We start from the raw sequence: 23,466 nt of genomic DNA on the forward strand, positions 1-23,466 counted from the left end.
TATGAAACGATTCCTTCTCCTATCCGCGATCCTTTGTTTGGTACCAGCATCGGATGGGAGAAGATTGGTTGCGGAACCCGCGGGAAATACCTACCGCGGCACGATCACTCTACAAGAACCAAGAGCGGTTGATATCAAAGAAACCTTAACGGATTCTTCTCCCAATTATCCCGAAACAATCAAACTATATTACCAAGGTTTAAAGGAAAATTACGTAGTCTTTTATGATTGGAACGGACATACATTTTATTATAAATATAGAGATAATAAATTCGATAGAAGATTAAAAAAATATGTTTCTAGGCTGGCGGCCGGAGCCCCCTACGAGGTCACGGGAGAATACCAAGGGGTATTCATATTCGAGAATAAAACCATCCGAAAATTCAAAAAAAAAGGAGAAGATACTCTGGCCGATAAAAAGGAAAAACAATCTATTCCTGTTTTCCAACTAGTCAAATACAGAGAACTGATCTTAGAGGAAATCATCTTTTGAATTGGCTTCCCTTCTCCAAAATCCTTCCGTTCTTATTTATACTCGCAAGCATCTCCGTTGAATCTGTTCCATTAGATCCGGACCAAAAAGTCTATCAACCAGGAGAAACATTCACCGAAGATTTTATCCGGATCGATTTTCCGGAAAAAACACTGCTGCGAACAGAATCCAGAAAACGTTGGAGAGCTGTCCCGCTCAAAGACAGACCCTGGCTGGTCATCTGGAGAAAACTGGACCGAGTCGGGGAAGAAACCCTTGGCACCAAAGCATTGGAAGCGGTATTTCCGAATACAACCCCAGAAAAGTTCAGCATATACAGGACGGAGATCCTACGCTGGTCCAAAGAGGACAATTCAGGTGGAAACCCACTCCAACTCTATTTTTTTCTGCTCCGAAAAGAAGATAAGGCTTACACATTCTATATCGCTTTTTACAAAGAACGCCAAGACCTGAAAGAATGGTTTTCCAATCCAAACCGATATCTAAACCCACAGTAAAATCGACTTGCTAGGAGGCGTGGTCCTCAAAAAATGGAGCCTCCGGGCCTATAGCTCAGTTGGTTAGAGCAGCAGACTCATAATCTGCGGGTCGAAGGTTCAAGTCCTTCTGGGCCCAAAGTTTTCCTATCAATCGTTTATACATCAGATTCAGAATCTCCGGGTTACAGGTTCAAGTCCTTCTGGGCCCAAGAAATAATTCCTTACATTCTAAGATAAAGTTCTAGAAGGACTTGAAGCTTTTGAGCGAAAGCGTTTATAGCGACCCATAGGGAGCGTAAATAAACGCGTGCCGAGTCCATGGATGGACGAAGGCGCGAGAAAGACGCCGTGGAGCTTAGTCGAGCAGGATGCGAGACTGCGTAACGGCAAGACCTTCTAGGCCCAAGAAATAATTCCTTACATTCTAAGATAAAGTTCTAGAAGGACTTGAAGCTTTTGAGCGAGAGCGTTTATAGCGACCCATAGGGAGCGTAAATAAACGCGTGCCGAGTCCATGGATGGACGAAGGCGCGAGAAAGACGCCGTGGAGCTTAGTCGAGCAGGATGCGAGACTGCGTAACGGCAAGTCCTTCTGGGCCCAAATTCCTTTCTTTTTAAAATCATACTTTTAAATCAAGCCCAGAAGGACTTGAAACTTTTGAGCGAGAGCGTTCACGCCCATCCGGAAATTTCGCCTGTAGGATCTTCGACGAGCTGATCGCCAACAAGACATAAACTGTTTAATGAGACAGAATAAGGTAAAGAAATCATAATATTATGTCTTTCGAATTGGTTTTTAGGCAAACTAGAGCGATTGGAAGAGAGTCTAAATTTTTCGGTTTTGCTTGCCCTCGAAACTGAGACCGGGTAAATTGTGTCATAATATACATATTAGCCAAAACTTTGACACAGTTTGCATTAGGAGAAACTCGGGATGATCCAGACAGTAGAAAAAATTTTTAGAGAATACTTTCCCATCCCGGAAGAAAGAAAAAAAACCATTCTTCTTGTCGAGGATGAGGCAATCATTGCGCTCTCCGAAACCCAAAGATTGAAAAAGAACGGATTCAGAGTAATCTCCGCCGGCACAGCTGAGGAAGCCGTTCAAATAGCGACTAACGATTATACGATCGACTTAGTTCTTATGGATATCGATCTCGGAAACGAGGAAGATGGAACGGATGCCGCGGTCCGTATCTTAAAAACAAGGGATATCCCGATCGTATTTCTCTCCAGTCATACCGAACCGGAGATCGTTGAAAAAACGGAGAAAATCACTTCCTACGGTTACGTAGTTAAAAATTCCGGGGAAACGGTTCTCATTGCCTCCATCAAGATGGCATTCAAACTTTACGAATCTCATCTTCGGTTAAAAAGAAGTGAGGAATCCTTAAAAGAAAACCAAGAACTTTTAAAAGCAACCTTAAGGTCCATCGGAGACGGTGTCATCTCCACGGACGAATTGGGAAATATTACCGATATGAACTACGTTGCGGAAACTCTTACCGGCTGGTCCAGAGTGGAAGCGATCGGCGAGCCTATTGAAAGAGTTTTTAAGATCGTTAACGCTAAGACAAAAAGGAGAATGAGAAATTCCTTGGATGTTCTTACTCCGAAAGAAAAAAATATGGGCCTGGAAAACCAAGTATTACTTATTTCTAAATCTGGTTCCGAGCACCGGGTCGCAGAAAGTTCCGCTCCGATCCGTTCCGAAAAAGGTTATACGATAGGGTCCGTTTTAGTCTTTCGGGATATTTCCAAAGAATATACTTTGTTAGAGAACATTAAAGAAAGTGAATCTAGATTTAAAACCGTCGCAAATGCCGCACCTGTAATGATCTGGGTTTCCGGTCTCGATAAAAAATGCAACTGGTTCAACCAAACCTGGCTGAACTTTACCGGAAGGAGTATGGAGCAGGAGTTAGGGGACGGTTGGGCAGAAGGAGTTCATCCAAACGATTTGGAAGAATGTATCCAGATCTATTCCAGTCACTTCGACGAGAGAGAACCTTTTAGTATGACTTACCGTTTAAAAAATAAAAACGGGGACTGGAGATGGGTCCAAGATAACGGGATCCCGATCACAAACGAATCCGGAATTTTTACGGGTTTTATCGGTTCTTGCGTGGATATCACTGAAGCGAAGGCCGCCATCGAGACTTTAGCGAAGGATCTTCATGAAAGGGATTATCTCTATAAAGAACTTCAACATAGGGTCAAAAACAGCATGAGTATGATCAGCTCTATCGTGGAAATAGAAGCAGCAAGATCATCCGATCCTAAGCGGAAAAATACCTTGGAAAATTTGGTAAACCGGATCCATTCCGTCGGAAATTTATATGAGATGTTGTATACTTCCGACAATTCTCATTCCGTTCGTCTGGATCGTTATATCCAAAAGATCACAGAAAATCTATTGAATGCTTTCCAAGAAAAAACAAGCGGGATCTCTCTTCAACTAGACCTGGACGATCTGGAAATTGACGTAAAAAGTGCGATCCCTCTCGGACTTATCTTGAATGAACTCGTCACGAATATTTTTAAATACGCATTCCCTAAAAAACAGGAGGGAAAAATTTCCATTCGACTTTTTAAAGAAAATTCTTGGGTGAACCTTATCGTCTCGGACAATGGCGTCCCGTTCCCGGAAGGATTCCGAACCGATTATTCTCCGGGACTCGGACTACAACTTGTGAATATGTTAGTCGATCAGTTGAAAGGAAACATTCACTGGAAATTGAATGGGGAGAAGGAAGTTTCGATCCGCTTCTGTAACAAACAAGAACATTCGGATCAATTTTCGTTCACAAAATCTTAGAAATTTCTTCCAAATTTTTCTAAATTTCGGGCCAAAATTAGCCAGAATTCCAGATTGCCAGCCTATAGGGCGAAATGGAAACTTAATCTATGGACCAGACCCTAGCCCGAAAGGTCAACCCTAAGCCCCGGAGGAAAGGGGGCGCTTATGCAGTAGGAGCGGAAGATATTTATATCTTTCCGCTTTCCGAAAGTACGAACTTATTTCTCCAGAAAGTTTGGAATGCATTCGTAAACAAGATGGTCTCCATGACCCTTCCAAACGGAAAACCGGTATTCCAATATTCCGTTTTCGAAGCAATCCAAGATAAAAACCTAAAGATCGTAGCATCCGCCACTCATTTTAGAATGAAGCAGGTAACGGATAGGATCGGCCTTCAGAGTATCGAGGATTTCATCCGTAACACGATCCCGATCTCTATACAAGATCCTGGAAATCTTTCCGCCAAATATTTGAGAGAAGCGATCCTTTCCGTGGAAAAAAAAGCGAGGCCGGAAGTTTATTTCCATAGCTTGGACGATGAAAGGGTCCATCCCAACTTAAAGCAGCTTCTTACCAAAACGATGAATTACGCCGCAGGGATTCCTTTATTCGTAAAAGGTTCTCCTATAGGTATGTTATGGGGCATCCGTAGGGACAATATGAGTCCCGAACAAGAGGAAGAAGTACGACAACAATTGTATAGCTTGTACGACGTAGTGGACTTTGTGATCTCCAAGGAAATGGGCCTAAAAGGAGATCCTTACTACGCGCGTAAGAATATCGAAAAGTCGGATCTTCATTCTAGAGCAAAACATCTATTTTATACCAGAGGTTTCGGTCAAGACGAGCCAGTTACCACCATCGTATTCGATTCTCATACCTACCAAAGATCCTATCGATTGGACGCAAGTTTTCTCATTCCTTCCGGCGATGGATATTCGGTTAGCTTAAAACGTTTTGAACCTAAGGAAAGGAATGATACCGGTAAGAACCTTCTTCTGATCCCCGGCTTTTTTTGCAGAAGGTCCGTAATGGACAAAGTAGCTAGAGAGTTATCCCTCCGCCATGGGTATAGGGTTTTTTCTATGGACATGAGGGGAAGATCCAGAAGGACCTTACCACTTTTCGGAATACGAGAAGGCTGGACCGTGGACGATTTTATCCAAGAAGATTTTCCGGCGGTTCTCAACTGGATCAAAGAGAATTTTCCGAACGAACAGCTGGTAGTTGTCGGCCACAGTATGGGGGGAATGATCCCCCGCTTTTATTGCTCAGCCTATGATGAGATCGTAAAAAGAAAAACGAATCCTCTTGTTCCACTCACTCGTCCGGATGAATTGATCTCCGGGATCGTTTCCATCACCTCTCCGAATTTTGTGAGACTGCAGGCACAAATTCCGGGTCTAGACATTCTAAAGATGGGACTAAAATTAGTTCCTTCTAAAACGATCTCCGATTTTCTTTTTGACCTGACTTCTTTTTCTTTGCAGACTACCCTTCCCACAGTCGATCTGAATAAATTTTTCAAATTTCTTCTGGGACTACATTCTTCTTTGAGAGCTGTATCTTTCGATCTACATGCGAAAGTTGTAAATCTTAGAGACTTCGTGGGTTATAAACAGATCTCTCCTCCAGAATGGTATTTTCTGATCGAAGATATTTTTTGTGAAGAGTCTACAAAAGTAGTTCTTCAATTTTTAAGATCTCAATTGAGTCAGGATAGATCCTTTCTTTCCTATGACGGAACTTTGGATTATACCGCGCTCCAAAAAAATCTGCAGATCCCACTTTTTTCCGTCTTAGGTTCCGTGGACAAAGTGGTTCCAAGCGAGACGATCGAGAACGATCTTGCTGCGCTTCCTCATAAAAAAAATAAGATTCTTTCGTACGAACAGGGTCACTTAGGTATCGTTTTCCACATGCCGGTCGTAAAGGAAATGTGCTCCGAAATCGACTCCTGGATCAAAGGATTGGACTCGACTTGATCCCCAGGTTTAGAACGCTTGACATTTCGGGAAACGAAAGATAGGTTCAAATACTAGGAAATGGATCTTTTGGAAGCGACCATATATAATATCTCTCTCACGAATGTGGGCTTTGCCGTATTTTTGAAGGCAAAGGATGATTCGGATCAGAGGGTCGTTCCGATTTTTATCGGTCCTCTGGAAACACATTCCATCACCTCGGTTTTAGAAGGTACCAAACCGCCAAGACCGATGACCCACGATCTGATGACCATTCTACTCACCACTCTGGGAGTGCAGATCGTAAAGATCGCGATCGAAGAGATCATAGACAATACTTTCTACGCAAAAATCACCTTACGGAAAGACGAGGAGTTGATCGTGCTCGACGCAAGGCCCAGTGATTCCATTGCATTGGCACTTCGCGCAAACGCTCCTATATATCTGGCAAAAAAAGTGATAGAGGAAGCGGGAATCGTGATGAAGGACGACGAGATCCCTGGAGAAACAATCGGAAAAGAAAAAATTTCCCAGTTGCCCAAGTCTCAGTTAGAGATCCTACAGGATTCCCTGGATAATGCTCTAAAAGCGGAAGATTATGAGACGGCGGCAAAGATCCGGGACCAGATCCGAAAACTTCTGGAAAATCCCTCCTAAATTCTTTTCAATTCCGTAAAAAATCGGATTTTTCCCCCGAACATACTGGACCTACTTCCTTTCCTTCTGTATCCTTGGTTCCCTCGGAGTAACAATCATGGAAAAATCTCTAATGGACATCCTAAACGCCGGAATCGCATTATTTCAATCCGGAGAAGATAAACTAAAACAAAGCCTTTCCGATCTGGACCATGCCTACCAGGATATGAAAAGTAAGGGAGCCCAGAATCAATCGGAACAAGCGAATCGACTTAGGGACCTGATCCAAAAGACGGTTATGGACGCTCAGGACAAGTTATCGAATGCTAACGAAAGTTCTAAGGCGGTGATCAATCAGCTTAAAGAGAATTTCGAAAAAATTTCGACACAAATTGACGAGGCACTTCCGGAAGAATTTAAAGCCAAGGCCAAGTCCGCGATAGAAGAGCTGAAAAAGCTTACTAAAAAATAAAATTCGGAAAACTTGATAAAAGTCCTAGCTTAGAAAAATTCGGGACAAACAAACCGGGTCCCGGATACTAGGCCTGATCTTATTCAGGCCGCTCATGATGAGGAAACAATCCTTCATATTAATACTTACAGTCTTCATTGACATGATGGGATTTTCCCTCATCTTCCCTATTTTTCCGGAAACATTAAATCATTTCTTAGCCCAGGCTGGAGATCCCGTTTTGGATCTTTTGGCCGGTTGGACATCGCGCATTTTGGATGGAAGAACAAGCGACTGGAAACTTTTCGTGGCTCTATTCGGCGGGATCGTCGCCAGCTTATACTCTATCCTGCAATTTTTATTCTCTCCTATCTGGGGAAAACTTTCCGACGCTACCGGCAGACGACCGGTTCTAGTTTTTACATGCACCGGTAGTTTTTTAGGATACTTGGTCTGGTTATTTTCCGGAAGTTTTTCCTTATTCGTTCTCTCTAGAGTAATTACGGGTCTTATGGGAGGAAATGTGTCTGTCGCGACTGCAGCGATGGCGGACTCCACATCGGAACAAGATCGCACCAAAGGAATGGGAATGATAGGCGCCGGGATCGGTCTTGGATTTATCGCAGGCCCTTCTATCGGTGGAATTTTGGCTCATACGGATCCTTCAACCATTCTTCCTTTTTTACCTTTGGGTAAGATGACGATCTTTCCTTCCGTCGCATTGATGGCCACTGCGGCTTCCTTCGTTAATTTACTCCTAATTCTTTTCAGATTCAGAGAAACTCTTCCTCATCATTTACGTAAAAAATCGGAAGGGAGGTTACATCCTGCTTTAGGAGTTTTTGACCTAGGTTCCAAAGAGATCATGTATTTAGGATTTTTAAATTTGTATTTTCTTCTCTTCTTCTCCGGGTTCGAATTCTCTTTGAACTTTTACTTGGATCAGTTCTTAGGATATAAACCTGTAAGTATCGGTTACACTTTCGTTTATATAGGACTCATCATAGTGTTCGTACAAGGAGGGATTATCCGTAGGATCAGCGGAAAGGTCCCGGAAAAAAAAGTGGGGCTTCTCGCTTCCGTATTTTTGATATTAGGATTTTCTTTTTTATATTTTTCCAGCACATCTGTCATCGCTTCCGACCGATCTACATTCTTACTATTCGTATCTTTGACATTCTTGGCATTGGGAAGCGCTTTCTTAAATCCTACCGTATCTTCTATGGTGTCCTTATTTTCCTCTCCGAGTGAGCAGGGAAAAAATCTGGGGATATTAAGAAGTTTAGGATCTTTCGGACGAGGGATCTCGCCTATTTTGTTCAGCGTGGTGTATTCCCAAAAAGGACCACAGACTTCTTTCTTAGTATCAGGGATCTTGAGTTTTCTTTTTTTAGGCTTGTTTCTATTTGTAAAACAGCCGCCTTCTAAAAATTAAAAAAGAATAAGTTATACGACGATCGCCGATGTATTCGCGGCTTTAAAGAACTGCGTTTAAAGCTTCTTTTAATCTATGGAAATGAAGTTTTTCGTCCAGCTTGGATCCATTCTCCAATCTGAGTAAGAATGTATCTCGAACTTGACCGGAATCCGTTACCGCTTTAAAGGAAAGAATATCAACTCCGAATAAGAACAGGATCTGAGAGATTTCGAATAGGATTCCTGGTCTATCTTCCATCCGAAGATCCATTACCGTTGAATCGCTTATCTCCGAATTGAATAGGAAAATTTCCGGAGTATTCTCCACTTTGGCCCTTAAACTTTCCATCTTTTCAGGATGATTCGCCAAATAGTTCATTACGGACATTCCGCCGTAAAACAACTCATGCAGATCCGCATGGATCGCATTTAGATGTTCGTCCGTCATAGGAGAAAAATCTATTCGTTTTACGATGAATATATCCTGGATATAACCGTCCATAGAAGTTTCTGCAATCGCTTCTTCTATATTCCACCCGTGGACGTATAGAACTGCCGTTACCCTATAAATAATCCCTATTTCGTTTTTGGAAATATTGACCTTTAGGGCATAGGCATCGCCCCTAGGAATGCAAGAGAGATGTAGAGGTTTTCCTGGAGTAGTGATCATCGGATACCTTTGATGCTAAATGCTGAATTCCTGAACATTCTATCCTATGGATTCCAGACTTTTGCATTCTATTAAAATTAGTGCAAAAGGCGTGCCTTTTTTGTATTTCTCCGAATAAAATAAGAGAATTTTAATGCCGAGTTCCCTGGGCTTTGAAAAATTTTAACGGCACCACTGCGTTCTTGAAACCACGATTCGGCAATTTTACTAGCCCGACTCCTAAAAGCGGCCTTTCCGGAGACTTATACTCGCTTGCGCTCATGAAGCCGTCACTCGATGGCTATAAAGCGAATTTTACACCTAGGTTCGCCGAGTATATCTTATCGTCCGTGGCCATTGCTTCTGCCAATACCTTGAACATGAATATATTCAATTCAAAACCACCGACAAAATAGTTCATTTGGGTCCTTACATCAGCGGATCCGCTAGTTCTTAAGGATAATGTACCGCTTGCGTTCCCATTCATCTGTTGGATAATTTCCGGAGGAAGACCGGAAGCGTTCGGGTCTAGGGCCAAATACAGAGGACCGCTTACCCCTAAGTTCAATTTTGTATAACCGGTATTATTCGAGATACCGGCTCCCGCAAACAAGGTTAAGAAATAGAATAGCCTAACACCGGTTCTAATATCCACCGGAACGGATTGGACCTTCGATTGATAAGCGAAGTTGACATCCGCATCCCATCTACCGGTGGCAGGACCGAACTCAACTTTGACCGCATCGGATCCGCTTGGATGATAATTCATATTGATCTCTTCCCATTTTCTGTGGAAGCCGATCCCTAAACTAACTCCCGTAAATCCGAAGAAGTCCAGTTTGGTATATCTTTCTCTTGCGATCTGAAATCTAACAGTCATTCCGAAACTGTTCACATTTCCGGACATGGATAGATCCTTGGAAGTCGAGTCACTTAAGGATTTAATATCACCGTTGGAAATATTCCCTTGGAAACCGTGTGCATAAATATTGATCCTATGAAGGAAGGATCTGCCCGAATTTTTATTCTTTTCATCAGGATCAGCCTGATCCGCAGGTCCCTGACCGAGTAACCATCCCAAGTTCACACCCGCCATCGCTCCCGGGTTGATCGAAGCTCCTACATTCGGGAATTTAGGAATCGAAATATCGCTGTATTGGATATTAATATCGTCCTTTTGGACTCCGGCAACTCCAAGGCCCGCTCCCACTTGAAAACGGTTAATAGTTCCGGGTCCCATCATGGAAGAGTTGATATTGGCCAGAACGGATGCGTCCGCCATGGATTTAGTGAGTTCGTTCAGATATTCCTTGCGGATCGTTTCTTCCAAACCGTTGAACTGAGCCGCGGTGGAAGCAGGAATTAGATCACAAACATTGTTTCCGGAAGCGGGAGGAATACATGTTACCTGAGCTTCTGCGGAGGAAACCGGGATAAAATATACGGAAGAAGATAAGATTAGGAAAGCGGCATATCGAATACACCGCCCAATTTTACTCTCTATAGGAGCCATTCGATCCATTGTACCCTTGGACGACGGCTATTTCGAGATTATTTCAGAGTCCTAAACTTCCACCAATAATTTCTTTCATGATTTCGGTGGTTCCCGCGTAGATCGTCTGGATCCTTGCATCCAAATACGCTCTTGCGATCGGGTATTCCATCATATAACCGTATCCACCGAAGAATTGGAGGCAAAGGTCAGTATGACGTTTTTGCATTTCGGTGGAATAATATTTAGCCATAGAAGCCTCTACGGTTAATTTTTTTCCTGCAATATGCTCCGAAACCACTTTGTCGACGAAAGTACGGCACATTTCCAGTTCCGTAGCCATTTCCGCCATTTGAAATTTGATGTGTTGGAAACTTCCGATTTTTTTCCCGAATGCCATCCTCTCTTTAATATATTTTAGAGTCATCCTTTGTACGAGTGCTGTGGCTTCTACCGCTGCGATCGCCAATACAAGACGCTCTTGCGCGAGTTTCATCATCAAATACCGGAAACCTTGTCCGTCTTTTCCGATTACATTCTCTTTGGGAACTACTACATCGTTGAAGTATAATTCCGAGGTATCCTGAGCTTTTAGTCCGATCTTCTCGAGATTACGGCCTCTTTCGAAACCTTTCATCCCCTCTTCTATCATAACAAGCGAAATCGTGCCGTTTTCATGTTTCACGGCGGTAATTACTAAATTTGCAAGCTGCCCATTGGAAATAAATGTTTTTTGACCGTTGACTATATAATGGTCTCCCTTGTCCACGGCGCTCGTTCTGATATTTTTAAGATCAGAACCCGCTCCAGGCTCCGTCATAGCGACCGCTAAAATGCTGTCTCCGCTGCAACAACCGGGCAACCATCTCTTTTTTTGTTCTTCGTTTGCATACGCAGTGATATAAGGTGCGATCACATCGTTATGCAAAGATACGAAAAATCCGCTGTTTCCGGATCTAGAAGATTCTTCTATTACAACAACGTTATATAAGAAATCCGCACCGGATCCGCCAAATTCTTCCGGAACGTCAGGGCAAAGGAGTCCACTTGCTCCCGCCTTTTTCCAAAGTTCTTTTGGAACCATTCCGACTTTTTCCCATTCATGATGATGAGGAACGACTTCAGTTTCGAAAAACTTGCGTGCCATATCACGAAAAGCTTCATGCTCTTCGGTAAATTGTAGGACTCTTTCCATGTATATCTCCCGTGTCAGTAGACGGTATTCATTCTCATGTAAACGCCGGGATTCCGTTTAATGTACTGGATGAGTTCATTCTGAGAAATAGAGAACAACTCCATTTCGGATTCCGCTTGGAACGTGTAATTGGACACCAGCTTTTTGGATATCGCGTAGATCTCTCCCACGAAATCCCCATCAGTCAACTCGGCTAATTTTTTGCCGTGTTGATAAACGCTTACTTTTCCATGACGAATGATATATGCTTCGTGGTAAAACGCTTTTTCCGCGATAAGCACTGAACCTTTGTTCACCTTGGAAAGTCTCATGATCATCTCTAATTGAGTGACTTGATGGCTTGTAAGTCCTTTAAAATGACGAGAATCTAACAGTGTTTTCCAAGAGTTACTGTCGCGAATGCTGTTCAGTCGTATTAAGTTTTGTCTTAAATCCGTATTTCTGATAAATTGTAGGAACTTATTCTTCTCGATCGTAAGAGCTACTACATCCGTTTCTGCAAAAACGTCAGCGGCTCTAGGCAGATCCAATACTAAGGAAGCTTCTCCGAAATATTCATACTGACCATATCGTTTAATGGGCGCTATATCGGAATCTCCTAAAAGGCCTTCGAACTTTACGTTCCCGGAAGCGATGATATAAAATTTATCGCCTGGAGTTCCCTTCTTGATAATCTGATCTCCACGTTTGTATTTTTCTTCGCGGACAATGAGTAGGAATTCCTTCGCTTTTTCTATCGGGAAACCGCTAAAAATATCGATTTGGCTTAGGATATCGAGAAGATTATAAGCCTCCATGTGTTTCGGCGGTGTGATCTCGGGATAAACTGTGTTCTCAATTCCGAAACGGGCCAATTTGAGTTTTGTTCCCGGAGGCATATCCGTTCTCGCTATATGATAAACGGTGATCTTTTCCTGGATCTCTGGAGGCAAACTCGCTAAATAACTCACTCTTGTATGAAGAGGAGGAATTCCCGCCTCATGATAAATAATCCTTCTGTCCCATGGAAATTCCTTTAAGAATTTCCAGCGCGATTCGGGAAGAACTCCCTTTTCATACATCTTATCGTGCACGTCCGGTTCGTTCAAATGATCGGAGGTATACACAAAGGATTGGTCTTGGAAGAAGAACTCGAATCCTACGGAAGGAATGGAATGTAATGCATAATGAAAATTGAATTCTCCACCGTTGATCATAAGAGGTCTTCCGATGATGATCGGTTGGAAATGAAAAAGTTCGAGCAATTCCCTGCGAGGTATTTTAGTGAGGGCGGAATATTTTCGGATAAAACTTTCCATCACAGTCGCAGTTGCATGGATTGTGATCTTGGTCTCTTCCAAAATTTTTTGGAATGTTCCCGCGTCATGGTCGGCATGGCAGTGAGTGAGAATAACGTGATTGATAAGTTTAGGATTCACATTGGACATGCGAAGCCACTCGGTAGAATTTACCGGAGGGTCCACCATAATTCCTTGGTGGTTCAACCAGATAATAAACCCGGAGGTGTTGTCCTCGGGGTCGAATCCATGGGAAGGTCCGAGGCAAGTGATCCCAAGTAAAGGTGCTTGAAAAGGTTCCTTTAACCGATGACCGATCTCGTATTTAATATTGAATCCGACTTCTCCAGGGATCTCGGTCTCTTTAGTTCCATCGGTAATCCTAAAATCGCCGGAAGGAAGTTTACGTACCAATACTTTTCCTAGGTTGACCATATTATCTCTATCGAATACTTGGAATTCGACTACATCATCTAATCCTTTGTATCCTCTGAAATAGGCCATCTCCGCTTTCATATCGGGAAAGCCGAAAGATTCCGCACCGTCTAAATATTCGGATTCTAAATTGATCTCTTCCGGACCCATTAAGGATTCTTTAAGTACTGTGATGAGCTGATCTTTTTGCTCGGCGGTACAGATAATCGTGGTCTTTTTTTGTCTTAAGAAGAAGTTAAAGTAGATCGGGAATTCAAGTTCTGCGGTACTGATCCCTTTTTCTACGTGGAAAAATTTATTAGGAAGTATGAATACCAGGGGAGTCTTTTTTTCGGCCATCGTGTCTTTGATGGTTTCGGGAGGAGAGCCGATCTGAAAGAAGCCCTCGCTTGTTTCGACTAAATACCCTCCTCTAGGAAGTTCTATGTATCCCCTGGTTTGTTCTTTTAGCATGAAAAATTCCGCCGCAGTCGAGATCGAATTTTTTTATTTATGTCTTTCGATAAAACTTTTGATTTGCGCCTTAGGAAGTGCTCCTATGATCTTATCCACTAATTGTCCGTCTTTGAAAAGTAGAAGGGTCGGCAAAGATTGAATATTTAATTTTTGTGCCGTGTCCTGATTGTCGTCTACGTTTAATTTTTTAATTTTTAAGATATCGTTCATCTCGGACGAAAGTTCTTCCAAAACCGGGGAAACCATTCTACAGGGACCGCACCATTCGGCCCAGCAATCTACTAGAACCATGCCCCCGTTGATCTCGGAACTGAAAGTTGAATCGTTTATTTCGGTCAATGCCATGAGTTAGATTTTCTCCTATCTTTTTCCCACTCTTTATAACAAATTGGACGGGTCTATTTCTTCTTTTTCTTCTTTTCCTTCTCGGCTTCTATCGCCTCAACCTTTTCTTTTAAGGATTCTATCAAGGTTTTTGTCTTTCCCAGGTCCTCCGTTTCGCCCGTGGTTTGGAGGATTTTACGGTTTACCTCCAAAAGGGATATGGATTTTTTCAGGTCTCCTGCGTCCTGGGTGGACAAATCGAATTTGGCTCGATATTCCTGGGCGGCAAAGTTACAAAGTTCGAGGATTAAATTATAGTGTTCCTGTCTAGGATAATAAAAGGGATTCTCTAAGTCTCTTTCCTTCTCAAAAGCCCGAAAGTCAAAAAGATTCTTACTAAGAATCGCGATTTTGAAATGGATCTCCGGAAAACTCCATTTCCATTTGGAGTTGGAACCGAATGCTTCGATTGTATTTGTAGTGCTGGTCCTGAGTCCTTTTACGTAATTCAATCTTTGGAGCGGATTAAATTCAGGGATTTTGGCGAGAAGGTCCTTATTTTCTCCTAAACCTGACTCGAAGTCGGTCCCAACCACTTTTTCCATAAAAGAGATCGCGCTATAAATTTCTTTTCGCCCTTGGTTGAGGTAGGTATCCGATTTTAGATCCAAAATAGCAACGGAGATCTCATTGATCAGTAGACAGGTGTTAATATTTTTAATTGAATTTAAGGAAAGAGCCACATTAAAGTAGGGTTCCATTTTGGGATCTTTTCTGGATTGGGCTTTCAGAAGGTTCGCTTCCTTCTTCAAATCCTCCAAAAATGCCCGAAAATCCGCCAGTTTCTCCTGGAATTCCTGCTTCTGTTCCTTGGTAAGAGCCATTAATTACACCTGCACATTTATCAAACTTCCGACAGAAAGGGCGTACATATAATCGGAATTCGGAGTATTCTCCGCTTTTTTCCGATCTACTTCTTTTTCTTCCTCTCCACCAGGTTCTCGAACCGGAAGAGGAACGGAGAGGGAATCTAAGGGATTCGATTCTATTCTCATAAACTCCTCCGTTTTTGCCTTTCTATCAGAACCGAAGTCCCAATAGAATTATCGGCTTGTTCCTACTAACTATTTGACATATATTACAGAGGCAAAATCCTAACTAAGGAGATAGTATATGTACGCACCACTCGCATTTTTAAATTTAGGCCCTTGGGAAATCTTTTTCATACTAGGTTTAGCTCTCCTACTTTTCGGGGGCAAGCGACTTCCCTCTTTAGCTAAGGATTTAGGGGACGGAATCCGCCAATTTCGTAAGTCTCTTTCCGGAGATTCCGAATCTGAATCCGCTAAAATCCAGGAACCGGAAACCAAACCGACTCCGACTCCTTCTTCCTCTAAGAAATCCAAAAAATCCGCTTAATCATACGATTCTCGCACTGGAGGACACAGAGCTCACCGAGGTAGTTTTAGGAGAACGTACTCCGTATTTAAACCTCTGTGCTCTCCGTGAACTCTGTGCGAAGCCTTATGTTAATTCCAACCTTTCGATATGCCTTCTAAAAAAAAGCACCTTTCAACTAATGAAATGAAACAACCTTCCCTCTCTGCCTCGGAGGAAAGTTTTCCTCATGACAGAGAAAAATTTATGACCTTGGGGGAACATTTAGAGGAATTACGTTCCGTTCTAATTCGTTCCATTCTGGTTTTTACCGTTTTTTTCGTGGTAGCTTTGTATTTCGGAGAAGAGTTACATAAGATAGTCATCAAACCGTACAAGAACATTCTGGGGGAATCCGCCACTTTCTACCAAATCAAACTCATGGCTCCTTTTATGGTTTATTTGCGAACGGGATTTATGGTTTCTATCTTGATCACTTTCCCTTTTGTTCTAGCTTTTTTATGGGGATTTGTTTCTCCCGCATTAGAACCGAGAACGGCAAGACTCGGAAAAGCTCTTATCGCATTTTCCACAGTTCTTTTTTGGTTGGGAATTTGGCTCTGTTGGGCCCAAGCATTCGAAAGTTTTCTGAAAATTTTTTTAGTGACTGTTCGCCCTCTAGATATAGAGACAAAACTTCCCATAGACGAATACTACGATGTATTCTTCAATATGCATTTGATCTTCGGATTGTCTTTTCAACTTCCGGTCATCATGGTGTTACTAGCGGCTGTTGGAATATTAAAACTTTCTTTTTTACTCAGACATTGGAGAGAAGCATTTATCGGGATCGCATTTGCGGCAGCGGTATTATCCCCGGGACCAGATGTAATATCAATGTTGATGTTATTCGTTCCTTTACTGTTCCTTTTTGGGATCTCACTCGCACTAATCGCAATCATAGAGAGGAAATGAGTTGTTTCCGAATCTTCAATCCAAACATAAATTAGCGTTCGCCTCATTTACCGCTTCTTTCGTATTATTTTTATCTTATCTACTTTTGGATGATTTCCTATTCGGAGAAGAAATTAGAAAAGAATTAAGAGCATTTGTTTGGGTCAGACTGCTGGTCGGGCTTTTATTTTCCATTCTGCTCGGAATACTTACCTATTATCTTCTGAATTTAAGTTTTAAATCCCTTAAATCGATTTCCCAACTCTTGCAGAACTGGACCCAAGACGTATATGAGGATTCAGGAGAAACCGAAAGAGAGGACGAATTAGGGGAACTTGCGAGGCATTTTCGGATCGCTCTCTACCAAAAAAAGACAAAAGAAGAAGCTGTTTCCCAGGAATCCTTAAACAAAAAGGAAAGAGAACTTTCCGATAACATCCAGAAATTTTTCCATAAGATCAGACTTCATAAGATCAAAAATCTGGATATCACCGTTTTTCCTCGCTCTAGCGATAGCGGAGACGCGGACTACGCAAATATTATTCCGACTGCTGACGGCTGTTTCGGAGTATTAGCCGGTTTTCCCAACCACGGAGCACTCGAATCTTCCCTCAAGGCAAGGATAGAAGGTATGATCTCCCTTGCTCAGGAAACGACCGGCCTACGAGGAGAAGATTTACTCCATAAAATGGATCGGGCACTTAGATCCACTCCTATCTCTTATCTAAACCTTACGCTCTTTTATTTAGAGACCAGGAATGGCGAAGCGGGTATTCTACAATTCCAAAAACTTCCAGCACTCGTACATAAATCCGGTAAAACGACTCCATTACCTATTTCTAAACAAGTATTTTATGATTTCAGAAGTACGACAAGAGATGTCAAAAAGATCCAAGTAAAACCGGGGGAATATTTGGTTTTCCTGAGCGATAGGTTGACCGAATTGACTAGCTCCGCAGGTGTAGCGCCACTTCTTGTACAACTCCAAAATTGGAGTTCCAACAGAGAGTATAAGAATTCCAGAGAACTTACCCTTGACTTCGGAAGATTTTTAGAAATGGAAACCGGTAAAAAGGGACTTTCTAAAGCGGCAATTTTGACTGTGGGTAGAGTCAGGGATTAAAGATGCAGAGGAAAAAGAAGACACAGTGTTTTTGCGCACAGAAACACAAAGTCACGTAGATTTGGAATGTAGGAATGCCCGCACGCAGATGTTATCTGGAACTAGTAGCTAAGTTATTTGCTTTTTAGGACCCAAACTCTGAGGCTCCGTGCTTCCGTGTGAAAAACTCTCTGAGTCTCACAACAGACTCCGTGTCTCTTTAAGCGATTTTCGGTTCTTTTTTCAGAATGAGTTTCGGAGGTTTGGTTCCGTTTACTGCATCTTCTGTGATAATCACTTCTTCTACGTCTTTGCGGGAAGGGATCTCGTACATCAGATCTAACATCAGATTTTCCACGATAGCACGTAGACCTCTGGCACCTGACTCTCTTTCGATAGCAAGCTGAGCGATCTTATCGATAGCTCCCTCTTCGAAGGAAAGTTTTACATTTTCCATCTCAAGGATCTTAGTATATTGGCGTAATATTGCATTTTTAGGCTCTCTGAAAATACGTTTGAGCATTTCTACGCTCAAATCCTGCAGAGTCGCGATTACCGGCATACGACCTATAAATTCAGGGATGAGTCCGAACTTCATTAAGTCGTCAGGGATCACTCGAGCCAGGATTTCCCCTTTACTCTCGTCTCTTAGGATTTTGCCGTCTTTCTCATCGCTACCGAATCCGATTGTTTTTACACCGGTCCTGGTCTTGATGATATTATCCAGGTCAACGAATGCTCCACCCAGAATGAAGAGGATATTTTTCGTATCCACTTGCAGATATTCTTGGTGAGGATGTTTTCTTCCGCCTTGCGGAGGAACGTTTGCTACGGTTCCTTCTATAATTTTTAGAAGCGCTTGTTGTACACCTTCTCCACTCACGTCTCTTGTGATGGACGCGCTGTCCGATTTGCGGGCGATCTTATCCACCTCGTCTATGTAGATGATACCGATCTCGGCTTTTTTGATATCATTGTCCGCATTTTGGATCAACTTGAGAATGATGTTTTCCACATCCTCTCCTACGTATCCTGCCTCGGTGAGAGCCGTTGCATCCACGATCGCAAATGGTACCTTAATGATCTTAGCGAGAGTTTGAGCGAGGAGAGTTTTTCCGGAACCGGTAGGTCCGATCAAAAGAATATTCGATTTTTCTAATTCGATATCCGCTTTTTTATCTTTGAGATAAATTCGTTTGTAATGGTTGTAAACCGCGACGGACAAAGCTTTTTTTGCATGGTCTTGTCCGATTACGTACTGGTCTAGGATCGCTTTGATCGCGGCAGGGTTCGGGACTTCTCCCAATAGTTCCGTGCGTTCTTTTTCCTGTTCAGGTTCTTCTGCAATGATCTCATTGCAGAGAGAGATACACTCGTCGCAAATATAAACACCGGGACCGGCAACCAGTCGTTTTACGGAGTCTTGTTCCTTTCCGCAGAACGAACAAAATAATTTTTGTTTATTATTGGTTCCGGTCGGTTTTTTTGCCACGGGATCCCCCTATCAGTTCTTTTGACGCTCTATAGAAATTACGGAATCGATGATCCCGTATTTTTGGGCTTCTTCCGGAGTCATGTAAAGGTCTCTTTCGGTATCCTTTTGCACTTCATCCACGGACTTGCCTGTATGTTTAGCGTACAAACCGTTCAACACCTGCTTTAATTTCAGGACTTCCTTTGCTTGGATCGCGATATCGGAAGCCTGACCGGTAGCTCCTCCAGTTGGCTGGTGCATCATTATCCTGGAATGAGGAAGAGCGGATCTTTTGCCCTTTGCCCCGCCTGCCAGAAGAAGCGCCGCCATAGAAGAAGCCTGACCGATACAAAGTGTACGAACGTCGGCCTTAATATACTGCATAGTATCGTAAATGGCAAGCCCGGAAGATACGTATCCACCCGGAGAATTGAGATATAAGTAGATGTCCCTGTCCGGATTTTCCGCGTCTAGGAACAGTAGTTGGGCGATGATTACGTTCGCGTAATCGTCCGAAATTGCGTCACCGAGAAAGATAATTCTGTCTTTTAAGAGGCGGGAAAATACGTCATACCGCATTTCTCCGCGACCGGTTTGCTCTATAACTGTGGGAATTATTGCCATACTTCTCCAGTTTCCTTATTAGAAAGGAATTCCTTTAGCTGACGGATACTCATCTTCTCGTTGTATTTCTTTTCTACAAGCTGGAAGAGGGTATCGTCTATCTTTTTTGCTAAAAAATTGTCCCGGTAAGTTTCCAGAAGTTTACCTTTTTCCAATTCTTTTTTAAAATCGGCGTCAGGCATACCATATCTTGAGGCAAGGGTTGAGATTTCCCGATCAAAATCCTCGTCCGTCAAAACGATATTTTCCGCAGAAGCGAGTTTCTGTCTGGAGAAATACCCTTTCAGTCTGTTCTCCGCTATGGTTTTGAAGGAATCCCTTACTTCTTCTACGGGTTTTCCTACCATTTCCGCGTATTTTTCGATACTCGGGATCTGTTCTTTTGGAATTCTGGCCTGACCTCTTCCTAAAACATCCTGCATCATATTTTGGTAAACATGCTCGGATTCTTCGGTAAGATATGACTCAGGGAATACGAACTTGGAATCCGCAACCAATTCCTTGTAGATGTCTTCCATCTTCTTGGATTTGACCGCTTCCGTATAATTTTTTTGTAGATCTGCTTTGATCTTATCTTTCAAAGCTTGTAAAGAAGAAGACCCATCGTATTCGCTAGCAAGATCGTCATCCAATTCAGGAAGTACTTCTTTGTAGATCGCCTTTAAGGTCATGGCGAATTCCATCTTCTTTCCGGCCAAATCTTCTCTCGGATAATCGTTCGGATAAGTATAGAAGAAGTTCTTCGTTTCTCCGGTCTTAATCCCATACAGGTTATCGTCAAACCCGGGAAGATTATTCGGTTCTCCTAATTTATAATCGCTTGAACCGTTTTTAGCGTTTTTCGGTTCCTGCCCTTCTTCCTTCACTTCGAATTCCATGTCTACGATATCGCCGCTCTCGGCTCCTTCGCCCGGTTCTCTCAGGAGTTTTCTGGCAAGTTGTTTACGGACCAACTGAAGTTCCTCGTTGATATCCTCGTCGGTCACTTGCACTTCAGGAAGTTTGATCTTGATCTTTTTGTATTTCCCTAGGGAAACTTCCGGATCGGTATCGTAAACGGCAGTTGCCACTAAACTTTTTTCGGGAACATAGTCCTCGACCGTAAATTTAGGGAAACGGACCATCTTGTGTTCCAGTTTCCCGGAAAGTTCACTGACAGTTTCTAATAATAGAAGATTGATTGCGTCGTTTGCTACCGAGTCTCCGAGATGGCGTTTTACCATTTCGATCGGCGCTTTGCCGGGACGGAAGCCCGGGATCTTGAGATCCTTTTGTTTTTCTTTATACGTCTTTTCGAACGCTTTTTCGAGATCGTTCTTATCAAAGGTTAACTTAAGGTCTACGGATGCGTTTTGATTTTTCTTTGTCTTGAATTCCATGGTCTCAGAAGACAGAAGGTGGAGGACTTCTGTAAGCGGGAAACGGGATTCGAACCCGCGACCCCCTCCTTGGCAAGGAGGTGCTCTACCACTGAGCTATTCCCGCATTGGTTGGTAGAACCATGATTTCTCTCTCAGGGCCTATGTAAATCGGTTTTTGACCGGAAACGTATAGTCCGTCCTAAAACCTAGGTTATCGATCAACACCTAGTCGCGGGCTTCAAGAGCTTGGATTTTGGGAAAGCTCTCACGATTTTGGAGCCTTGAGATCCTCAGGAGAATTCAGATTGATAAAGGAAGATTTTTCCGCCTCCGGAATATCCAAAAGACTAGGATTTCCTCTTTGGATTAAAATTTGAGGAGAAAAAGAATTTAAGGCTCCTTTTTCGAATTCTTGGAATAAAAACCCCAGATACTCGGAAGAGTAAAGACCGCATAACGGTTCAATTCCTTCTTCGGTTTGATAAAAAACTCCTGCGCCTAAGCTCCCTTTTTTTGTACAAAGTCTCGCTAAGGTTTTGATCCTCATATAAGGAAGATCCACCGCCAAAACCAAAAAGTGCCGGATATTAGGATCGTTCCTGAAAGGAAGAAAAGAACTGAAAATCCCCTGGAGAGGACCTTCTAGATCCGGGATGGAGTCTGACACCAAAAAATTGTTTTCTATATGTTTGGAATATTCTTCCCTTTGATCCTCCCGAATGGAAACCCGAACGGACTTACATAAGAACTTTAATTTTTTATAAGATTCTAAAAGAAAAAATTTCTGGCTTTTTAAGGATAAGAAGGATTTATCCCTTCCCATCCTTGAACTTTTCCCACCCGCAAGTACAATCCCTATAGAATCAATGGCTCTCATGTACGCAGCCCTTCGACCACTCGGAAGAACCGTCTAAATAAAATTCCCTCTTCCAGATCGGAACCTCGTGTTTTACCCGATCAATAATATAACGATTGGATTCGTAAGCCTCCGCTCTATGTATGGAACCGGTTTCTACGATCACAGCAATCTCGGAAATTTCCAGTTTTCCAACCCGATGAATGCAGTTCGCATGAAGAAGATCCCATTTTTTGCGAGCGTCTTCCAAAATACCACGGATCATCTCGTCCGCCATAGGTGTATACGCTTCGTATTCTAGATGAGTGACCTTCTTACCTTCGTTTAGATTTCGAACGATCCCTGAAAATAGGACAAAACCGCCCATTTCAGGGATATCCGGCGCTTGAGAAGAAACAAAAATAGGAGAAGAAGAAATATGGGAATACGTTTCTAAAACGGACATATCAACCACCGCTGGAAGGAGGAAGCACCGCGACTATCGAACCTTCCCTCAGAATAAAATCGTCGCCTACGATAGACTGGTTCACTGCAAACCTACTGACTTTTAAGATGGATTCGGAACCCGGGTTTGTATGAGTAAGAATTTTACGAAGATGATAAATAGAATCTCCTTCGGAGACCTCGATTTTTTTTAGATCGGGAAAATGATCTTTGACTGCGGCAAAAAATAAAAGCTGAATATCCATCTTATCCGCCTATATATTTCATAGAAAGTTCGCTTCCGGTAAACTCGTTTTTTTTGGTTTTCATCGCAAGATGTAAAGAATGTTCTAACTCAGACTCGTTTTCCGAAACCGGGAAAGATCGAAAGTCGCTTAAACATCCGTAAATTTTCCCCAAATGATCCATCCTAAGGCGATTACATCCGTCACAAAACGGTTCCGTATGATTTGCGATAATCCCAAATCTGAAATTTTCGGCAGTGCGATAATATTTTGCCGTAGAATCGATCGGAGTGACTTCCGGTCCAAAATCGAATTCTTGAGAAAGCTCCTCCTTTATCTTTGCCGCGGAGAAAAACAACTCGGAATGTTTTGCCCGTAGAGGTCCCATCTTCATGAGTTCCAAATACCGGATCGGAAGATTTCTTTCTCCCGCCCAACGAAGAAGAGGACGGATCTGGTCTTCATTATAACCTTTTAATACGGTGCAGTTCAGTTTTACTTCCAGTCCTTCCTGGATCGCTTCTTCGATCCTGTTTATTAAACGAATTACTGGAAGATTTTTGCCTGAGATCAAAGAGAATGATTCCTGAGAGAGGGAATCTATGGAGAAATTCATTCTATCCAAACCCGCAAGTTTTAGATCCTGGATAAGGCCGTCTCTAAAAAATCCATTGGAAGTAAGTGCAATATTCGGGATCTTCTCCTCTTTTGCGATTTGTACAAGTTTGGGAAGATCTTTATGTAGAGTCGGCTCTCCTCCTGTCAAATGGATCTCTTTGAGTAAAATTTTACGGGAAAGAAGAAGTATGTTTTTGCGAAGAAGTTCCGCGCTTAAGAAAGAACCGTTTGCGCCTTCTCCATTCAAAGCGGTGCCAGGAGCACAATACACACAGCCGAAACCGCAAGAGGATGTAACACTCACTCTAAGCACTTCGAATTTTCGACCATAAGCGTCCACGATGTCCAAGCTTAACATACCCGGA

Annotated in this window: 24 protein-coding genes and 2 tRNA genes; 11 read left to right on the top strand and 15 right to left on the bottom strand. The window is 42.7% G+C overall.

From position 1 onward, the window contains the following. Position 1 precedes the first annotated feature (1 nt). The 8 genes from AB3N61_RS10025 to AB3N61_RS10060 all read left to right on the top strand — a co-directional run bounded on the left by AB3N61_RS10025 (position 2) and on the right by AB3N61_RS10060 (position 8,258). The gene (locus tag AB3N61_RS10025) at positions 2-493 is read left to right on the top strand and encodes an LIC_11959 family protein (RefSeq protein ID WP_367897496.1); all 492 of its coding nucleotides are present in this window, start codon (positions 2-4) and stop codon (positions 491-493) included. Beyond that, the gene (locus tag AB3N61_RS10030; protein WP_367897497.1) at positions 490-990 is read left to right on the top strand and encodes a hypothetical protein; all 501 of its coding nucleotides are present in this window, start codon (positions 490-492) and stop codon (positions 988-990) included. The genes AB3N61_RS10025 and AB3N61_RS10030 overlap by 4 nt, the downstream gene beginning before the upstream one ends. 44 nt (positions 991-1,034) lie before the next feature. Further along, positions 1,035-1,108, top strand: a tRNA-Ile gene (locus AB3N61_RS10035). 798 nt (positions 1,109-1,906) lie between these two features. Beyond that, positions 1,907-3,790, top strand: coding sequence for a PAS domain S-box protein (locus AB3N61_RS10040; protein ID WP_367897498.1), 1,884 nt, complete (start codon positions 1,907-1,909; stop codon positions 3,788-3,790). A gap of 89 nt (positions 3,791-3,879) precedes the next feature. After that, a complete protein-coding gene (locus AB3N61_RS10045) occupies positions 3,880-5,757 on the top strand; it encodes an alpha/beta hydrolase (RefSeq protein ID WP_020770804.1) in 1,878 nt (625 codons plus the stop codon). Between the two features lie 60 nt (positions 5,758-5,817). Further along, positions 5,818-6,393, top strand: coding sequence for a bifunctional nuclease domain-containing protein (locus AB3N61_RS10050; RefSeq protein WP_008592198.1), 576 nt, complete (start codon positions 5,818-5,820; stop codon positions 6,391-6,393). A gap of 97 nt (positions 6,394-6,490) precedes the next feature. Further along, positions 6,491-6,844: a phasin-related domain-containing protein gene (locus tag AB3N61_RS10055; RefSeq protein ID WP_020770647.1), complete on the top strand. Its 354-nt coding sequence runs from the start codon at positions 6,491-6,493 to the stop codon at positions 6,842-6,844. A gap of 97 nt (positions 6,845-6,941) precedes the next feature. Beyond that, a complete protein-coding gene (locus AB3N61_RS10060; RefSeq protein ID WP_367899081.1) occupies positions 6,942-8,258 on the top strand; it encodes an MFS transporter in 1,317 nt (438 codons plus the stop codon). A 42-nt stretch (positions 8,259-8,300) separates the two neighbouring features. On the opposite strand, the gene AB3N61_RS10065 is transcribed toward AB3N61_RS10060, so the two are convergent. From AB3N61_RS10065 to AB3N61_RS10095, 7 genes are all read right to left on the bottom strand, one after another. After that, a complete protein-coding gene (locus tag AB3N61_RS10065; protein WP_020770809.1) occupies positions 8,301-8,909 on the bottom strand; it encodes a hypothetical protein in 609 nt (202 codons plus the stop codon). A 280-nt stretch (positions 8,910-9,189) separates the two neighbouring features. Beyond that, positions 9,190-10,410 (bottom strand): Lsa36 family surface (lipo)protein, encoded by a 1,221-nt coding sequence (locus AB3N61_RS10070; protein WP_367897499.1) that lies wholly within the window; start codon positions 10,408-10,410, stop codon positions 9,190-9,192. 34 nt (positions 10,411-10,444) lie between these two features. After that, positions 10,445-11,575 carry an acyl-CoA dehydrogenase family protein gene (locus AB3N61_RS10075; protein ID WP_020770806.1) on the bottom strand — a complete coding sequence of 377 codons (1,131 nt, stop codon included), beginning with the start codon at positions 11,573-11,575 and terminating at the stop codon, positions 10,445-10,447. Between the two features lie 14 nt (positions 11,576-11,589). Further along, entirely contained in the window at positions 11,590-13,740 is a 2,151-nt protein-coding gene (locus tag AB3N61_RS10080) for a cAMP/cGMP-dependent 3',5'-cyclic-AMP/GMP phosphodiesterase (RefSeq protein WP_020770598.1), read from the bottom strand. 33 nt (positions 13,741-13,773) lie between these two features. Then, the gene (gene trxA / locus AB3N61_RS10085; RefSeq protein ID WP_008592903.1) at positions 13,774-14,088 is read right to left on the bottom strand and encodes a thioredoxin; all 315 of its coding nucleotides are present in this window, start codon (positions 14,086-14,088) and stop codon (positions 13,774-13,776) included. A 53-nt stretch (positions 14,089-14,141) separates the two neighbouring features. After that, positions 14,142-14,951, bottom strand: coding sequence for a hypothetical protein (locus tag AB3N61_RS10090; RefSeq protein ID WP_367897500.1), 810 nt, complete (start codon positions 14,949-14,951; stop codon positions 14,142-14,144). Between the two features lie 3 nt (positions 14,952-14,954). Continuing rightward, the gene (locus AB3N61_RS10095; RefSeq protein WP_020770762.1) at positions 14,955-15,122 is read right to left on the bottom strand and encodes a hypothetical protein; all 168 of its coding nucleotides are present in this window, start codon (positions 15,120-15,122) and stop codon (positions 14,955-14,957) included. Between the two features lie 118 nt (positions 15,123-15,240). Here AB3N61_RS10095 and AB3N61_RS10100 point away from each other — a divergent pair, with 118 nt between their 5' ends. The 3 genes from AB3N61_RS10100 (at position 15,241) to rktP (ending at position 17,521) form a co-directional block, all read left to right on the top strand. Then, positions 15,241-15,486 carry a twin-arginine translocase TatA/TatE family subunit gene (locus AB3N61_RS10100; RefSeq protein WP_020770667.1) on the top strand — a complete coding sequence of 82 codons (246 nt, stop codon included), beginning with the start codon at positions 15,241-15,243 and terminating at the stop codon, positions 15,484-15,486. Positions 15,487-15,615: 129 nt separating this feature from the next. Then, a complete protein-coding gene (gene tatC, locus AB3N61_RS10105) occupies positions 15,616-16,419 on the top strand; it encodes a twin-arginine translocase subunit TatC (RefSeq protein WP_036090295.1) in 804 nt (267 codons plus the stop codon). 1 nt (position 16,420) lies between these two features. Beyond that, complete coding sequence (gene rktP, locus AB3N61_RS10110; protein ID WP_367897501.1) at positions 16,421-17,521, top strand: Arg-Lys translocation region protein phosphatase RktP; 1,101 nt, start codon at positions 16,421-16,423, stop codon at positions 17,519-17,521. A 199-nt stretch (positions 17,522-17,720) separates the two neighbouring features. On the opposite strand, the gene clpX is transcribed toward rktP, so the two are convergent. From clpX to AB3N61_RS10150, 8 genes are all read right to left on the bottom strand, one after another. Continuing rightward, positions 17,721-18,992 carry an ATP-dependent Clp protease ATP-binding subunit ClpX gene (gene clpX, locus AB3N61_RS10115; RefSeq protein WP_020770752.1) on the bottom strand — a complete coding sequence of 424 codons (1,272 nt, stop codon included), beginning with the start codon at positions 18,990-18,992 and terminating at the stop codon, positions 17,721-17,723. A 12-nt stretch (positions 18,993-19,004) separates the two neighbouring features. Further along, the gene (gene clpP, locus AB3N61_RS10120; protein ID WP_020770662.1) at positions 19,005-19,598 is read right to left on the bottom strand and encodes an ATP-dependent Clp endopeptidase proteolytic subunit ClpP; all 594 of its coding nucleotides are present in this window, start codon (positions 19,596-19,598) and stop codon (positions 19,005-19,007) included. Further along, a complete protein-coding gene (gene tig / locus AB3N61_RS10125) occupies positions 19,589-20,977 on the bottom strand; it encodes a trigger factor (RefSeq protein ID WP_020770827.1) in 1,389 nt (462 codons plus the stop codon). The genes clpP and tig overlap by 10 nt, the downstream gene beginning before the upstream one ends. Positions 20,978-21,011: 34 nt before the next feature. After that, a tRNA-Gly gene (locus AB3N61_RS10130) sits at positions 21,012-21,083 on the bottom strand. Between the two features lie 141 nt (positions 21,084-21,224). Beyond that, a complete protein-coding gene (locus AB3N61_RS10135) occupies positions 21,225-21,836 on the bottom strand; it encodes a molybdenum cofactor guanylyltransferase (protein WP_367897502.1) in 612 nt (203 codons plus the stop codon). Then, the gene (locus AB3N61_RS10140; RefSeq protein ID WP_367897503.1) at positions 21,823-22,260 is read right to left on the bottom strand and encodes a molybdenum cofactor biosynthesis protein MoaE; all 438 of its coding nucleotides are present in this window, start codon (positions 22,258-22,260) and stop codon (positions 21,823-21,825) included. The genes AB3N61_RS10135 and AB3N61_RS10140 overlap by 14 nt, the downstream gene beginning before the upstream one ends. Before the next feature lies 1 nt (position 22,261). Beyond that, a complete protein-coding gene (locus tag AB3N61_RS10145) occupies positions 22,262-22,504 on the bottom strand; it encodes a MoaD/ThiS family protein (RefSeq protein ID WP_020770875.1) in 243 nt (80 codons plus the stop codon). Position 22,505: 1 nt separating this feature from the next. After that, on the bottom strand, positions 22,506-23,450 hold the full coding sequence (locus AB3N61_RS10150; RefSeq protein WP_367899082.1) for a GTP 3',8-cyclase MoaA: 945 nt from the start codon (positions 23,448-23,450) through the stop codon (positions 22,506-22,508). Positions 23,451-23,466 lie beyond the last annotated feature (16 nt).

The sequence above is a fragment of the Leptospira sp. WS58.C1 genome, assembly GCF_040833995.1.
GTDB classification, from domain to species: Bacteria; Spirochaetota; Leptospiria; order Leptospirales; family Leptospiraceae; genus Leptospira_B; species Leptospira_B cinconiae.

Bases quoted from the DNA above. Each gene is read 5' to 3' on its own strand.
- AB3N61_RS10025 (WP_367897496.1), top strand. From the start codon at position 2: ATGAAACGATTCCTTCTCCTATCCGCGATCCTTTGTTTGGTACCAGCA.
- AB3N61_RS10040 (WP_367897498.1), top strand. From the start codon at position 1,907: ATGATCCAGACAGTAGAAAAAATTTTTAGAGAATACTTTCCCATCCCG.
- AB3N61_RS10045 (WP_020770804.1), top strand. From the start codon at position 3,880: ATGGACCAGACCCTAGCCCGAAAGGTCAACCCTAAGCCCCGGAGGAAA.
- AB3N61_RS10050 (WP_008592198.1), top strand. From the start codon at position 5,818: ATGGATCTTTTGGAAGCGACCATATATAATATCTCTCTCACGAATGTG.
- AB3N61_RS10055 (WP_020770647.1), top strand. From the start codon at position 6,491: ATGGAAAAATCTCTAATGGACATCCTAAACGCCGGAATCGCATTATTT.
- AB3N61_RS10060 (WP_367899081.1), top strand. From the start codon at position 6,942: ATGAGGAAACAATCCTTCATATTAATACTTACAGTCTTCATTGACATG.
- AB3N61_RS10065 (WP_020770809.1), bottom strand. From the start codon at position 8,909: ATGATCACTACTCCAGGAAAACCTCTACATCTCTCTTGCATTCCTAGG.
- AB3N61_RS10070 (WP_367897499.1), bottom strand. From the start codon at position 10,410: ATGGATCGAATGGCTCCTATAGAGAGTAAAATTGGGCGGTGTATTCGA.
- AB3N61_RS10075 (WP_020770806.1), bottom strand. From the start codon at position 11,575: ATGGAAAGAGTCCTACAATTTACCGAAGAGCATGAAGCTTTTCGTGAT.
- AB3N61_RS10080 (WP_020770598.1), bottom strand. From the start codon at position 13,740: ATGCTAAAAGAACAAACCAGGGGATACATAGAACTTCCTAGAGGAGGG.
- trxA (WP_008592903.1), bottom strand. From the start codon at position 14,088: ATGGCATTGACCGAAATAAACGATTCAACTTTCAGTTCCGAGATCAAC.
- AB3N61_RS10090 (WP_367897500.1), bottom strand. From the start codon at position 14,951: ATGGCTCTTACCAAGGAACAGAAGCAGGAATTCCAGGAGAAACTGGCG.
- AB3N61_RS10095 (WP_020770762.1), bottom strand. From the start codon at position 15,122: ATGAGAATAGAATCGAATCCCTTAGATTCCCTCTCCGTTCCTCTTCCG.
- AB3N61_RS10100 (WP_020770667.1), top strand. From the start codon at position 15,241: ATGTACGCACCACTCGCATTTTTAAATTTAGGCCCTTGGGAAATCTTT.
- tatC (WP_036090295.1), top strand. From the start codon at position 15,616: ATGCCTTCTAAAAAAAAGCACCTTTCAACTAATGAAATGAAACAACCT.
- clpP (WP_020770662.1), bottom strand. From the start codon at position 19,598: ATGGCAATAATTCCCACAGTTATAGAGCAAACCGGTCGCGGAGAAATG.
- tig (WP_020770827.1), bottom strand. From the start codon at position 20,977: ATGGAATTCAAGACAAAGAAAAATCAAAACGCATCCGTAGACCTTAAG.
- AB3N61_RS10135 (WP_367897502.1), bottom strand. From the start codon at position 21,836: ATGAGAGCCATTGATTCTATAGGGATTGTACTTGCGGGTGGGAAAAGT.
- AB3N61_RS10140 (WP_367897503.1), bottom strand. From the start codon at position 22,260: ATGTCCGTTTTAGAAACGTATTCCCATATTTCTTCTTCTCCTATTTTT.
- AB3N61_RS10145 (WP_020770875.1), bottom strand. From the start codon at position 22,504: ATGGATATTCAGCTTTTATTTTTTGCCGCAGTCAAAGATCATTTTCCC.